Source organism: Amycolatopsis sp. MtRt-6 (genome assembly GCF_017308975.1).
In the GTDB taxonomy this organism is placed as follows: domain Bacteria; phylum Actinomycetota; class Actinomycetes; order Mycobacteriales; family Pseudonocardiaceae; genus Amycolatopsis.
Genome location: NZ_JADWPD010000006.1, coordinates 284,388 through 297,555 on the forward strand (window position 1 = coordinate 284,388; position 13,168 = coordinate 297,555).

11 protein-coding genes and 1 pseudogene are annotated in these 13,168 nt (G+C 70.3%); 3 read left to right on the top strand and 9 right to left on the bottom strand.

The features are described from left to right. Nucleotides 1-16: 16 nt before the first annotated feature. From I4Q55_RS13820 to I4Q55_RS13830, 3 genes are all read right to left on the bottom strand, one after another. Nucleotides 17-1,624, bottom strand: a complete 1,608-nt coding sequence (locus tag I4Q55_RS13820; RefSeq protein ID WP_206788018.1) for a DHA2 family efflux MFS transporter permease subunit — start codon at nucleotides 1,622-1,624, stop codon at nucleotides 17-19. After that, a complete protein-coding gene (locus I4Q55_RS13825; RefSeq protein ID WP_206788020.1) occupies nucleotides 1,605-2,231 on the bottom strand; it encodes a PadR family transcriptional regulator in 627 nt (208 codons plus the stop codon). The genes I4Q55_RS13820 and I4Q55_RS13825 overlap by 20 nt, the downstream gene beginning before the upstream one ends. Before the next feature lie 151 nt (nucleotides 2,232-2,382). Beyond that, nucleotides 2,383-3,957: a TROVE domain-containing protein gene (locus tag I4Q55_RS13830; RefSeq protein WP_206788021.1), complete on the bottom strand. Its 1,575-nt coding sequence runs from the start codon at nucleotides 3,955-3,957 to the stop codon at nucleotides 2,383-2,385. 524 nt (nucleotides 3,958-4,481) lie between these two features. Here I4Q55_RS13830 and I4Q55_RS50965 point away from each other — a divergent pair. The 3 genes and pseudogenes from I4Q55_RS50965 to I4Q55_RS13845 form a co-directional block, all read left to right on the top strand. Further along, a pseudogene (locus I4Q55_RS50965) lies at nucleotides 4,482-5,048 on the top strand (NACHT domain-containing NTPase); the annotation flags it as partial. Nucleotides 5,049-7,268: 2,220 nt separating this feature from the next. Continuing rightward, on the top strand, nucleotides 7,269-8,162 hold the full coding sequence (locus I4Q55_RS13840) for an LLM class flavin-dependent oxidoreductase (protein WP_206788025.1): 894 nt from the start codon (nucleotides 7,269-7,271) through the stop codon (nucleotides 8,160-8,162). A gap of 9 nt (nucleotides 8,163-8,171) precedes the next feature. Next, nucleotides 8,172-8,630 (top strand): MarR family winged helix-turn-helix transcriptional regulator, encoded by a 459-nt coding sequence (locus I4Q55_RS13845; protein WP_206788027.1) that lies wholly within the window; start codon nucleotides 8,172-8,174, stop codon nucleotides 8,628-8,630. Here I4Q55_RS13845 and I4Q55_RS13850 read toward each other — a convergent pair. The 6 genes from I4Q55_RS13850 to I4Q55_RS13875 are packed head-to-tail and all read right to left on the bottom strand — an operon-like array spanning nucleotide 8,621 to nucleotide 13,157. Further along, on the bottom strand, nucleotides 8,621-8,842 hold the full coding sequence (locus tag I4Q55_RS13850; protein WP_206788030.1) for an acyl-CoA carboxylase subunit epsilon: 222 nt from the start codon (nucleotides 8,840-8,842) through the stop codon (nucleotides 8,621-8,623). The two genes, I4Q55_RS13845 and I4Q55_RS13850, sit on opposite strands and share 10 nt — an antisense overlap. Next, the gene (locus I4Q55_RS13855; protein ID WP_206788031.1) at nucleotides 8,839-10,476 is read right to left on the bottom strand and encodes an acyl-CoA carboxylase subunit beta; all 1,638 of its coding nucleotides are present in this window, start codon (nucleotides 10,474-10,476) and stop codon (nucleotides 8,839-8,841) included. The genes I4Q55_RS13850 and I4Q55_RS13855 overlap by 4 nt, the downstream gene beginning before the upstream one ends. A gap of 26 nt (nucleotides 10,477-10,502) precedes the next feature. Beyond that, nucleotides 10,503-11,186, bottom strand: a complete 684-nt coding sequence (locus tag I4Q55_RS13860; RefSeq protein ID WP_206788032.1) for a DUF6338 family protein — start codon at nucleotides 11,184-11,186, stop codon at nucleotides 10,503-10,505. A gap of 6 nt (nucleotides 11,187-11,192) precedes the next feature. Then, entirely contained in the window at nucleotides 11,193-11,372 is a 180-nt protein-coding gene (locus I4Q55_RS13865) for a hypothetical protein (RefSeq protein WP_206788033.1), read from the bottom strand. A gap of 34 nt (nucleotides 11,373-11,406) precedes the next feature. Beyond that, nucleotides 11,407-12,054 carry a response regulator transcription factor gene (locus I4Q55_RS13870; RefSeq protein ID WP_206788034.1) on the bottom strand — a complete coding sequence of 216 codons (648 nt, stop codon included), beginning with the start codon at nucleotides 12,052-12,054 and terminating at the stop codon, nucleotides 11,407-11,409. After that, nucleotides 12,051-13,157, bottom strand: coding sequence for a sensor histidine kinase (locus I4Q55_RS13875; RefSeq protein ID WP_206788035.1), 1,107 nt, complete (start codon nucleotides 13,155-13,157; stop codon nucleotides 12,051-12,053). Before I4Q55_RS13875 ends, I4Q55_RS13870 begins: the two co-directional genes overlap by 4 nt. Nucleotides 13,158-13,168: the final 11 nt, after the last annotated feature.

The window sequence follows — 13,168 nt, forward strand, 5'->3', positions numbered from 1 at the left end:
GAGGCTCGCCCGGTTTTCAGACCGCGGCGGCCTCGGGCGCCGGGGTTTCCCAGCGCGGCTTGACCCGCCGCAGGACCGCCGCGGAAATCACCCCGAGCAGGAGCACGCCCATCGGCAGCAGCATCGTCACGCGGGCCGCGTCGGTCAGTCCACTGTGGACCGCCTCGGTCGCCAGCTTCCCCGCCTGCGCGGCGATCTCCGGGGGCAGCCCGGGCAGCGGCGCCGGGCCGCCCGCCGAGCCGAACTCCCCGGTGCTCGCCGCCGCGTGCGCGATCCCCTCGGCGAACGGGGCCCGGTACTGCGCCGGCAGCTGAGCCGCCGCCTTCGTCGCTTCGTCCGCGATGGACGCGCTGATCCGCGCCTGCAGCAGCACGCCGATCGCCGCGCTGCCGAGCACGCCGCCGACCTGGCGCGCGGTGTTGAAGATGCCGGACGCCGTCCCGGCCAGCCGCGGCTCGACCGACCCCATCGTCAGGTTGCTCATCGGCGAGAAGATGCAGCCGATGCCGAGGCCGCACACCAGCAGTGCCGGGACGAGCGCCCACGGGTTGGTGTCCGGTGTCGCCTGCCACGCGATGATCCCGAGCCCGGCCGCGAGCGCCGCCAGGCCGAACATCACCAGGTACTTGCCGTTGAACTTGTCCGACGCGCGCCCGACGAACGGCGCGATGATCCCCGACAGCAGCGACATCGGCGCGGTGAGCAGGCCGCCCATGGTCGGGGTCAGCCCGAGCACCGACTGGATGTAGATGACCAGCGGCAGGAACATGCCGGTCATCGCGAAGCCGACGGTGGTCGCGGTGAGCGTCCCGGCCGAGAAGTTCCGGTTCGAGAACACCTGCAGCGGCAGCAGCGGCTCCCGCTTGTTGACGCGCTGCCACACGAGGAAGGCGACCATCAGCACCACGCCGGCCCCGATGATCTCGAACACCGTGATCCCGCCGAAGACCGTGCCCCAGTCGTACTGCTGGCCGTTCTGCACGCCGAAGACGATGCAGAGCAGCGCCGCGCTCGAGAGCACGATCCCCAGCAGGTCGAACGAGTGCGAGTGCTTCGGCTGCCAGTCCGGGACCAGCAGCACCGCCAGCACGATGGCGATCACGCCGATCGGCACGTTGACGAAGAAGATCCACTCCCAGCCGAAGTGGTCGACCAGCACGCCGCCGAGCAGCGGCCCGGCGATGGTCGCCAGCCCGGCGACCCCGCCCCACATGCCCATGGCCGGGCCGCGCTTGGCCGGCGGGAACAGGTGCGTGATGAACGCCAGCGTCTGCGGGGTCATCAGCGCGGCGCCGAGCCCCTGCACGGCCCGCGCGGCGATGAGCATCTCGGCGTTGCCGGACAGGCCGCACCACAGCGACGCGCCGGTGAACACGACGAGCCCGGCGAGGAACACGCGCTTCGGGCCGAAGCGGTCGCCGAGCCGGCTGGTGAACAGCATCGGCACGGCGTAGGTGAGCAGGTAGACGCTGATCACCCAGACGATCGAGTTCAGCCCGGCGTCCAGTTCCCGCAGCATGGTCGGGATCGCGATCGACACGATCGTCGTGTCGAGCAGGATCATGAAGAAGCCGAGGCACAGCGCGCCCAGCGCGGCCCACGGGTTAGCTTGTCTTGCGTTCATCGTCGTCTTCCCTGGTGATGAGCGTGAGCTTGGGTTGTCCGTCGTCCACGAAGGGGATCCGCCCGGAGCGCAGGTCGTCGAGGAGCCGTTCGGTCCACTCGAGCTCGAACTTCCGGTGGTCGCACTGGTAGCGCCAGTCGAGCCAGTAGATCTCCGGCACCTTGTCCTCGGTGAGGCGCTGCAGCACGGCCTGGTCGGCGGCCACCGAGGCACGCAGCCGCATGAGCCGGGTTTCGAGCTCGTTCAGGGCCGCTTCGCGCCCCAGTTCGTCGATCACGGCGAGCCCCGACAGGTAGGCGGGGAACTCCGTGGCGACGTCCCCCAGGAGTTCGCGGCCGCGCCGGTTGAACTCGTCCAGCCCCGCCTGTGTCATGCCGTAGACGGTCCGTTCGGGCCGCCTGCCGTCGCGCTGGGTGTCGACGACCTCGATGAAACCGCTGCGGTGCAGGCGTTCCACGGTGTGGTAAAGGGAGCCTGCCTTCACGTTGACCCGGGTGTCGACGTACCGCTCGCGCATGAGCGTGGCCATCTCGTACGGGTGCAGGGGCTTCTCGTGCAGCAGCTCCAGCACGGCGATGCCGAGCGGGGTCAGCTTGGGCGAGGCCATGACCAGGTTCCTCCATGTCGTTTATTCCACGTGGACTATACGGCGAGGACTACTGCTCGGTCCATAGTCATTCCCGTGACGGTCCGTACACAGCGTGAAGGCCCCCATGATGTCGTCATGAGGGCCTTCACGGCGTCTTCGCCGGCGTCTCTCAGAAGGGCCAGTCGGCGTTCCGGCCGCGTTCGAGCAGCGGGATCATCCGGAAAGCCTGGTCGGTGAGGCCGCCGAACGTGTGCCGGTGCGCCCCGCCGGACGGCGCGTGGCCGGCCCGGTACCCCGCCAGGTTCCAGGTGTACAGCGGCACGTGCGCGGGCAGCGCCCGGCCGACGTCGCCGTACGCGGCCTGCTCGTCGGTGAGGATCACGACGCGGTCGTGGTTCGCGAAGTGCTTCTTCACCGCGCCCGCCGTGTCGGTGCCGCCGCCGATGAAGTACCCGCCGGACTTCCAGCGCTCGACGTCACCGAGCAGTGAGCCACCTCGGCGCAGCTTGAACACCTTGGTGCCCTGGCCGCGGTCCCAGTAGCCGTCGGAGAACGAGACGACGTCGGCCTTCGCGCACCGCCGGCCGAGCGCGAGGCCGAACACCGCGGCGGCGTCCCAGCGCATCAGGCTGCCGTCCCTGCTGAACCGGTCGTTCATCGACGCCGACGTGTCGACGAGGACGAGCGTCCGGCCGCCCAGCGCGGGCACGTTCACCAGCGCGTGCGCGATCGCCCGCTCGAGCGCCCAGCCCCACCGCAGCGACGGCGCCGCGCGGTACGCGGCCAGGAACCGCATCGGCAGCTGCCGCGACTTCGCCACCTGCACCGGGCTGGCGAGCCGCTCGGCGACCCGCTGCGCGACGGCGTCCGAGACGCCGGCCTCGTCGAAGTTGCGGAGGTTCCGCAAGAGCGCCATGTAGCCCATCGCCGGGATCAGCGCCTCCCAGACGCGCGCGTCCAGCGGACCCTGCAGCCACCCGGCGACGGACTCCCACGTCATGCCCGCGGCCCACAGCACGTCCGCGGCGTCCGGCCGCCCGAACAGCTCGCGCCGGCGGCCGGTGTCCCAGGACAGCAGCTCGGCGCGTGCCTTGAGTGTCCGCAGGGAGCCGGGAATCGCGTTGCCGCGGCCGTGCCGCTCGTCGAGGATGTGCCGGAACAGCTCACCCCCGCCTGCCGGGTGGGTCAGCTCGAGGACGTCGGCGAACCGGAACGCCCGCGCGGCGGAGTCCCACTTGACGAAGGACCGTTCGTCGTAGAGCCGCACGGCGGCGTCGGCGACCCCGCGCTTGACCGGCTTCGGCACGGCGCGGCCGTGCACGGACATCCAGTAGGCGAGCAGCTCACCGGGCTCGTCGGCCCGCTGCAGCACATCGGCGACGACCTGGCGGCTCAGCCCGTCGAGGCCGGCGTCCCGCCGCGCCTTGGCGAACTCGGCCGCGCCGACGAGCGCCGCCGTCCGCAGGTGCGCGCCGGAGCGCAGCCAGCGCAGGAACCGCGCGGTCCACTGTGGATCGTCCAACGTGGACTGCCGGATCAGCTCGGCGTACCGGGTGTCGCGCGTGTCCGCGGACTCGTAGAAGGTGTACTCGCCGACCATGTTCGTGACGGCGAGCAGGAAGAGCGCGGACTTGGTGTCGCGCGCGTACCCGGCACCACCCTGATGGGTGACGGTGGACGGCGTGGCCTCGCCGCGGACCGGAGAGGTCGCGGCGGGCGCTCGTGCGGTGTTGAACTTGCTCATTTCTCCCCCTCGCGGGGAGCCGCGGCCACAGCGATGCCCGAGATCGAAGTCGGTGAAGGTACGTTGCTGCTCTGCCACTGAGCTACCGGACCGTGTTGTGGTCCGGGAGGGAATCGAACCCCCGACCTGCCCATGAGGAGTGGAAGTAACCCTCGCCTGCGCACCGGGCATCGGTGAAGCCGCGGCTCCCCTGACGAAGTCCACGGTAGCAAGCGATCGGCGGCGGTTCGAACAGTTTTCTTGTAACAGCCGGTCGCGTCCGATCGACTCTGGATTCTGTGACGATCGGTGGAGTCGACCTCTCCCAGCAGTTGCTGCCGTTCGGCCTCGTCGTGCTCGTTGCCGCGGTCGTGGTCGCCTGGGTGTCGAAGCAGTTCTTCGGCGAGTATTTCAAGAAGTCGGGCGCGAAGGCGTTCGACCGGTCGGCGGCCTTGTTCTCCCGGAAGACGAAGCTGCGGAAGCGCCTGATCCGCCGCTACGCCGAAGTGGTGTCGCGGGACTATTCACAACACGCGGTCGGGTTCGTGACCGACCGCGCGATCGACATCGGCAGCGTCTACGTCCCCCTCCAGTACGAGCGGGAGGGGTGCCGGGAGGACATCTACGAGAAGATCCGCGAGCAGCCTCGGTCGGTCATCATCGGCCCGGCCGGTGCGGGCAAGTCACTGTTGCTGAAGAACTCGATGCTGATGTGGGTACGCCGCGTCCGCGCCGGGGCGGCGGAGCGGATGCCCGTCCTCATCGAGCTGCACCGGTGCAACGACGGCTCGGCGTCGCTGGTCGACCTCGTCGTGTCCGAGCTGGCCAGGGCGTACCCCGCCCGGTCCCGCCACCGGGACGCGGCGCGAGAGATGACGGCTCTGGCGTTGCGGGAGGGGCGGCTGACGTTGCTGTTCGACGGTCTCGACGAAGTCGGCCGCGCCCAGCAGAACCGCGTGTTCGGGACGCTTCGCGACTTCGCGCGGGACTACCCGGACTGCCAGGTCATCGTGACCTGCCGGGACGTCGTCTACCAGGGCCAGCCGCTCGGCTCCGAGTTCACCCACGTCGTCCGGGTGGCGGAGTTCGACGACGCGGCCATCATCCGGTTCCTGGGCAAGTGGGAAGGACTCGCCGGCACCTCGGCGGCGGCCGAAGTTTTCGCCGGTCTGCAGAAGAACCCCGCGTTGATGCGGCTCGCGCGCAGCCCGCTGTTGCTGACGATGATCGCGTACCTGCAGACCGAGGTGTTCGCCAAGACCGGCCGTCGGCTGCCGACCTCGCGGCCGGCCTTCTACCAGGAGGCGATCACCCATCTGCTGGGCCGGGACACGGACCTGGGCCGGGCCGATTCGCTGACGGTGTACGAGGTCGGCGAGAAGCTGGCGGTGCTGCAGCGCGTCGCCCTGGTCACCATGGAAAGCGCGACCGAGGTCGACGACCGCCTGACCATCACGAAGAAGCTCCTGGAGTCGACGGCTCGGGAGCTGCTGCCCGACCTGAACCTCGACCAGACGCACATCAAGCCGTTGCTCGACGAGATCATCGACCGGAGCCAGCTCTTGGTCTCGATCACGAAGAATCGGACCGACTTCGTCTTCCGCCACCTCACGCTGCAGGAGTACCTGGCGGCGACCGAACTGGCGGACGACCCGGCCGGCCTGCTGCGGCGGTACCGGGCGGACCCGCTGGCGTGGCGGGAGACCGTGAAGCTGTGGTGCGGCGCGAGCAACCGGGACAGCACCAACGTGATCTACCGGATCTTCGGTTCGCCGGAGATGCACCACAAGATCCTCGCCCTGGAGTGCCTGGCCGAGGCGAAACGGGTCGACAGCGCGTTCGCCCGGACGGTCGTCGACTACTTCCTCGGCCGGCTGGGCAAGCCGGGCCTGGATCGGCCGGCGATCGTCGCCGCGGTCGGTTCGGTGGCCGCGGACAGCCGGCCGCGGGGGCAGGAAGTCCTGCGCCGGTTGATCGCCATCGTCAATGCCGACGGTGACGCCAAAGTGGACGCGATGCAGGCGCTGTCGGCATCCGGACGGGTGGAGGCCGCGGAAGCACTGGTGCCACGAACCGCCGCAGACGAAGATCGCCGAGCGGCGTTGCGCGGCATGGGCGAGCTGGCGTTGCCGGTCCTCAGCGCGCGGGCGGCCAAGGGTTTTCGGTGGGCGGTGGACGATCTGGCCATCGTGGGCACTCCAGCCGCGGCGGCGGCCCTCGCACGGCTCATCTGGGACGACACCAGGGCTGCCCGCCGGTCCGCATGGCGCCTCGCGGTGATGCTCAGTGATCCCAACGTGGAGGAAGAACTGAAACGTCAGCCGGAGCCGCCGGAGGCGGTGCCGATCGATCGGTGGATCTGGCAACCCTTCGTCGAGGCGTCGGACGGCCCGCTGGGTGTGATCATCGGCCGCATCGGCCGGTTGCTCGGGAGTTCGCGCGATGTCGACGTCCCGGACGACATCGACAGCATCGATTCTCGTCTGGGTATCCCGCTGGCGCTAGGGCAACTGAAGAGTGTCTATCTCCCCGACACCGCGCTCAACGGTCCGATCAAAGCGCTGCTCGGGATGGGCAGAGGAGTGACGTCGGCTGGCGTGCGGTTGCAGCTCAAGAACTACTTCCACGATGCCGGCAGGCAATCGGCACCCACCGCGGACGACGAGGAGCTGATCGCGGTGATCTCGGCCGAGACGGAGCTGAAACCGTTCACCCGCCGGCTGATCGGGCTCTTGAGCTGGCCGGTGCGCGCGGTGATCTACGGCGTTGTCATCCCCGAATGGGCGTTGAGCCCGATTCGCGGCGACGATTGGCCGACGGTCTTGAGGCCGCGTCGGAACACCCATGCTCTTTGGGTGACTTTCGGTGCGGTCCTGGGGGTGGTGGGCGGAGGTGTCTTGTTGGCCGGGATCATCCGATCGATCCTCGTGCTGACCGGCACCTGGCCGCTCGGACCGATCTGGCTGAGCTGGGTGCTCCAGCTCTTGATCCCGCTGGTCATCGTCTTCGTCGTCTTCATCGATGACGACGTCGCGGGCGCGATCGCGATAGCGCTGATCGCGATCCTCGCGACCCTGCTGGTCTTCGGCGTCCTCACCCTCGGCTCGTGGCTCACCTGGTACACCGTGGGCGTGCTGGTGCCGATCGTGCTGGCAGCCGGCGCCTGTGGCCGGCGGGCGCATCGCCTCGACCGGATCAACGACAACCCCTTCCGTCGTTGCCTGGAGGCCGACGCCGTCCGGGTCGACGACCGAACCTCCGTGATCGCCAGTTAGTTCGTACCAAGAACTACCTGTGCTATGTTCGTAGTGCGAACTAACTGGGAGGAATTCATGGTGCACTTCGGTATCGGCGTCTCGACAGCGGTCTCCGCCACGGCCGGCACCGTCCGGCGGGCCGTCCAGGCCGACCGCGGCGGGCTCGACCTCATCACCGTCTCCGATCACCCCTACCACGCCGACCGGCTCGACGCGTACGCCGAAATCGGCGTCCTACTGGGGAAGACCGAACGGGTCTCCGGGCTGGTCAGCGTCACGAACCTGCCGACGCGCCCGGCGGCGATGCTCGCTCGCACCGTCACCTCGCTCTCCGCGCTGACCGGCGGCCGGATCGTGCTCGGCATGGGGGTCGGCGGGCTGTGGGACGACATCGCGCGGCTCGGCTTCCCCAAGCTCACGCCCGGGCAGGCCGTGCGCGCCTTCGAGGAAGGCATCCGGCTCGTCAAGATGCTCGGCGGGGGCGGCGACCCCGTCACCTTCGACGGCGAGTTCCACCAGGTCACGGACCTCGCGCCCGCCGAGGAAGCCGTGCCGCCCGTGTGGACCGGGTCCGTCGGGCCGAAATCCCTGGCCGTCACCGGGCGGGTGGCCGACGGGTGGCTGCCCGGGCACGCCGCCGACTGGCTCAGCGAGCGCTACCGCAGTTCGCGACCGCTGATCGACAAGGCCGCCGTCGACGCCGGCCGCGATCCCGCCGAGATCGCCACCGTCTACAACTTCCCGGGCCGCATCACGGCCGAGCCGCTGGCCAGGACCCGCACCGACGACGGACGCTGGATCGGTGGCTCACCCGCCCAGTGGATCGAGGAACTGACCGGCGCGGTGCTGGAGCACGACGCCGCCGGGTTCGTGCTCTTCGGCCCCGGCGGCAGCGCGCCCGACGAGGTCGCCGTCGCGCGCTGGGCCGGGGAAATCGTGCCCGCCGTGCGCGAGGCCGTCGCGAAGTAGGCTGGCGGGATGGGGAAGAGCGGGGTGGACCTCGGTGTGGTGGCCGGGCTCGTGCGGGCGTCGTTCCTGGTGAACGCCGTCTACGCCGAGTCCGCGCGCGAGTACGGCCTCACCGTGCAGCAGGGGCAGCTGCTGTGCGTGCTGATGGGCCGGCCGTACGGCATGGGCGACCTGGGCGCGACACTCGGCCTCGAAAAGTCGAGCCTCACCGGCCTGGTCGACCGCGCGGTCCGGCGCGGGCTCGTCCGCCGCGAACCCGACCCCGGCGACCGCCGGGCCGTCCAGGTCCTGCTCACCGCGGAAGGCCACGAGCTCGCCGAGGACTTCTTCGCGGCGACGTGCCGCAGGGTCGACGAGCTGGCCGCACACCTGAGCAGCCAGGACCGCGACCGGCTCGCGGCCCTGCTCGGCACGATCGTGCGGGAGAACGAAGCCCCGACGGTCTTCCTCGACGCCTATCAGCCCTGAGGCAAAGCCGAAGCGCGCCAAGCACCTTCGTCGGGGTGAAGCGGCCGACGCAGCGAAACAGCGTGATCGCCCCACCACGACGTACGCGGCTTCGGCTTCTCCGGCGCCTTCGCGGCCGACGCCGCGGCGACGACCGCCGTCAGCGCCGCCAGCTCGGCGTCGCTCGGGTTTCCGCGGACCACCCTCAGCAGGGGACGGCTCTCCTCGCTCACAGCGGGATGTTCCCATGTTTCTTGGGCGGCAGCGACTCTCGCTTGTTCCGCAGCAGGGACAACGCCCGCGCGACGTGCCCGCGGGTGTGCGCCGGCACGATCACCGAGTCGACGTAGCCGCGCTCGGCCGCCGCGTACGGGTTCAGCAGCGTGTCCTCGTACTCCTGGATCAGGTCGGCGCGGAGGGCGTCGACGTCCTGTCCTTCGGACGCTGCCTTCGCGAGGGTCTTGCGGTGGACGATGTTCGCGGCGCCCTGGGCACCCATCACCGCGACCTGCGCGGTCGGCCAGGCCAGGTTGATGTCGGCGCCGAGGTGCTTCGACCCCATGACGTCGTACGCGCCGCCGTAGGCCTTGCGGGTGATCACCGTGACCAGCGGGACCGTGGCTTCGGCGTAGGCGTAGATGAGCTTCGCGCCGCGGCGGATGATGCCGTTCCACTCCTGGTCGGTGCCCGGCAGGAAGCCCGGGACGTCGACGAAGGTGAGCACCGGGATGTTGAACGCGTCGCAGGTGCGGACGAACCGCGCGGCCTTCTCGGACGCGTCGATGTCGAGGCAGCCGGCGAACTGCGTCGGCTGGTTGGCCACCACGCCGACGCTGTGGCCGTCGACGCGGCCGAAGCCGACGATGATGTTCGGCGCGAACAGCTCGTGGACCTCGAGGAAGTCGCCGTCGTCGACGACGCGGGTGATCACCTCGTGCATGTCGTACGGGGTGTTCGGCGAGTCCGGGATGATCGTGTCGAGCTCGCGGTCGGCGTCGGTGACGTCGTCGAAGAACCCGGGCCGGTCAGCCGGTGGCTCGAACACCGGCGCGTCGGACAGGTTGTTCTGCGGCAGGTAGGAGAGCAGTTCCTTGACGTAGGCGATGGCGTCCTCGTCGTCGGAGCCGAGGTAGTGCGCGACGCCGGACTTCGTGTTGTGGGTGCGGCCGCCGCCGAGTTCTTCGAAGGTGACGTCCTCGCCGGTGACCGTCTTGACGACGTCCGGGCCGGTGATGAACATCTGCGACGTCTCGTCGACCATCACGACGAAGTCGGTCAGCGCGGGGGAGTAGACGTGGCCGCCCGCGTTCGCGCCCATGATCAGCGAGATCTGCGGGATGACGCCGGACGCCTTGACGTTCCGGTTGAAGATCTCGCCGTACAGGCCGAGCGAGACGACGCCCTCCTGGATGCGCGCGCCGCCGCCTTCGTTGATGCCGATGATCGGGCGGCCGGTCTTGATCGCCAGGTCCATGACCTTGACGATCTTCTCGCCGTAGACCTCGCCGAGGCTGCCGCCGAAGACGGTGACGTCCTGGCTGAACACGCACACCGGCCGGCCGTCGACGGTGCCGTAGCCGGTGACGACCCCGTCGCCGTAGGGGCGGTTCTTCTCCTGGCCGAAGTTGGTCGAGCGGTGCCGGGCCAGCTCGTCGAGTTCGACGAAGGAGTTCTCGTCCAGGAGCAGTTCGATGCGCTCGCGTGCGGTTTTCTTGCCCTTGGCGTGCTGTTTCTCCACCGCGCGGGCCGAGCCCGCGTGCACGGCCTCGTCGTACCGGCGGTACAGGTCGGCCAGCTTGCCGGCCGTGGTGTGGATGTCCGGTTCGTCCTCGGGCGGCGTCCCGAGCGGCTCCGTCGCACTGCTCATGCCACGGGAGCTTAGCTACTTGCGGGTCACTTCGCGTGTGGCGTAGGCAACGTCTCCCCGGTCGCCGCGTCCAGGTACGTCACCCGCAGGTAGGTGATCTTCGAGCCCGGGATGACCACCCGGCGCCACTCCTCGCCGATGACCTTCGTCTCCTCGTCCTTCTCGCAGGTCAGGGCCTCGCCCTCCAGGACCAGCTCGCGTTCGGCCAACGGGCCCGATGGGGTGTACGACCGTACGTAGCCATAGAACGATGTGCCGTTCTCCAGCTCGGCGTGGGCCCATGCCCGGCTTCCCGGTGGCCGGTCCGCTCGCAGTGCCTGGGCCCATGCCGACCGCTGCTGGACCGTTGCCGCCTCTCCGCGGCGGCGGGCCAGGACCGCTTCCCACCCGGTTGCCAGTGCGCAGGCCAGTGCCAGCTCGACCGCGATACTCACCACGATCAGCGTCAAATGCTCGCGCGCGTACGCCTCGCCGCGGGTCAGCCACGCCGCCGGGCTCACGAACAAGCGCGCGCCCGCCGCCTGCACCGCCGTCATGAGCAGCACTGCCGTCAGCGTGAAGACCAAGCTGCCCAGGGCTACGCGGGAGGCTTCGCGGAACGCCGTCTCCTGGTGGCGGCCTCGGCGGCGTTCGCGGCGCAACTCGAACACGATTCCCGGCGCCACCAGGGCCAGGAAGCCGGCCAGAGCGCCCAGGGTCTGGGGGATCACCTCGCGTCAGCCGGTCGGGCCGCCGCGGCGGGGTGGGGGGCCGTCCTCGGAGTCGAGGTCCGGGAGCGGGTTGCCCGGGGCCGGGCGGTGCTTCGGCGGGATCGGGCTCCCGGCACCGGAGCCCCAGTCGTCCTCCTCGGGGCGGGGTTCCGGCTCCGGCGGGTACTCGGGATGTTCGGTGCTCATCAGGCTCCCCCTGCGATCGGCCGCCTCACCCTACTCACGACATTGTCGGGCGGACCAGCCCGGACTCGTACGCCGCGATCACCAGCTGGGCCCGGTCGCGGGCCGCCAGCTTGTGCAGCAACCGGCCGATGTGGGTCTTCACCGTGGCTATGCCCAGGTGCAGCCGTGCCGCGATCTCGTCGTTCGACAACCCCCTCGCGATCAGCGTCAGGACCTCTTGTTCTCTCGCCGTCACGCCGTCCAGGCGCGTTACCGGGCCCGTCGGCAGCCGGGCGAACTCCGCCACCAGGCGGCGCGTCACCGAGGGAGCCAACAGGGCGTCGCCGGCCGCCACCACCTCGATCGCCGACAGGAGGTCGGCCGGGCGGGTGTCCTTCAGGAGGAAGCCGCTCGCTCCCGCGCGCAGGGCCGAATAGACGTACTCGTCGAGGTCGAACGTGGTCAGCATCAGCACCCGGACGTCGGTCTCCGCGCAGATCCTGCGGGTTGCCTCGATGCCGTCCATCTCCGGCATGCGGACGTCCATGAGCACGACGTCCGGCCGCTCGACGCGGGTCAGGGCCACCGCCTCGGCGCCGTCGGACGCCTCGGCCACCACCTCGAGACCCGGTGCGCTGTCGACCAGCACCCGGAAGCTTCCGCGCAGCAGCGCCTGGTCGTCCGCGATCAGGACGCGGGTCATCGGACCACCGCCGTTTCTTCGTAGGGGAGCCGCGCGAAGACGCGGAAGCCGGTTTCGGTGGGCGCCGCGGAGAATTCGCCGTCGTAGACCGCGACGCGCTCGCGCATGCCGATCAGCCCGTGGCCGGGGACGGCCTCGCCGCCGCGGCCGTCGTCGAGGACCTCGATCGTCACCTCGCCGCTGCCGCCGGTGACGCTGATCCGGCACGTTGTGGCGCTCGCGTGCTTGACCACATTGGTCAGTGCCTCCTGCACGATCCGGTACACCGACTGGCCGACGCCGCCCGGCAGCTCGGTGAGGCCCTCGATGACGAGGTCGACCGCGGGACCCGCCTGCTGCGCGCGCTCGGCGAGGGCCCGCAGCTCGTCGAGCGACGGGGCGGGTGCCAGCGCCGGGACGCCGGTGCCGTCGCGCAGCACGCCGAGCATGCGCCGCAGCTCCGCCAGCGTCTCGCGGCTGGTGTCTTCGATGACGCGCAGCGCGTCGCGGGCCTGGTCGGGTTGTTCGAGGGCCACGTGGTTGCCGACCGCCGCCTTCACCGCGATCAGGCTCATGCTGTGCGCGACGACGTCGTGCATCTCCCGCGCGATCCGCAGCCGCTCCGCCGAAACCGCTTGCTGGGCATGGGTTTCCCGCTCGATCGCGGCGTGTTCGCGGCGGCCGTGGACGGCGATGCCGAGCGCGAACCCGACGATCAGCGCCGACGCACCGAAGTTCACCGTGGTCGCCGTGCTCGGGTTCGGCACCGCGATGGCGAGCACGCCGATGCCGACCAGCCCGGCCGCGAAGCCGATGCGGGCGGCCCGGCTGCCCCGGTCGACCACGAAGCTGTACACCGCGCAGCCCGCCGCCACGACGGCGATCGCCAGCACCGGCCCGCCGATCGGCACCGCCGCCGCCACCAGCACCAGCGACAGGATGTAGGCGGGGCGCGGCCGCCAGCGCCGGAGCACGATCGGCACGACGCTCAGCACGAGAATGACCCAGCCGAGCCAGGTGGGCAGCCACGGCGGCAACGACCAGGCGCCGGCGGCGAGGTTACCGCCGGCCCCCAGGGCCAGCACCAGGACGGCCAGGACGTCCAAGACGACGCGAATGCGCATGAACCGAACGT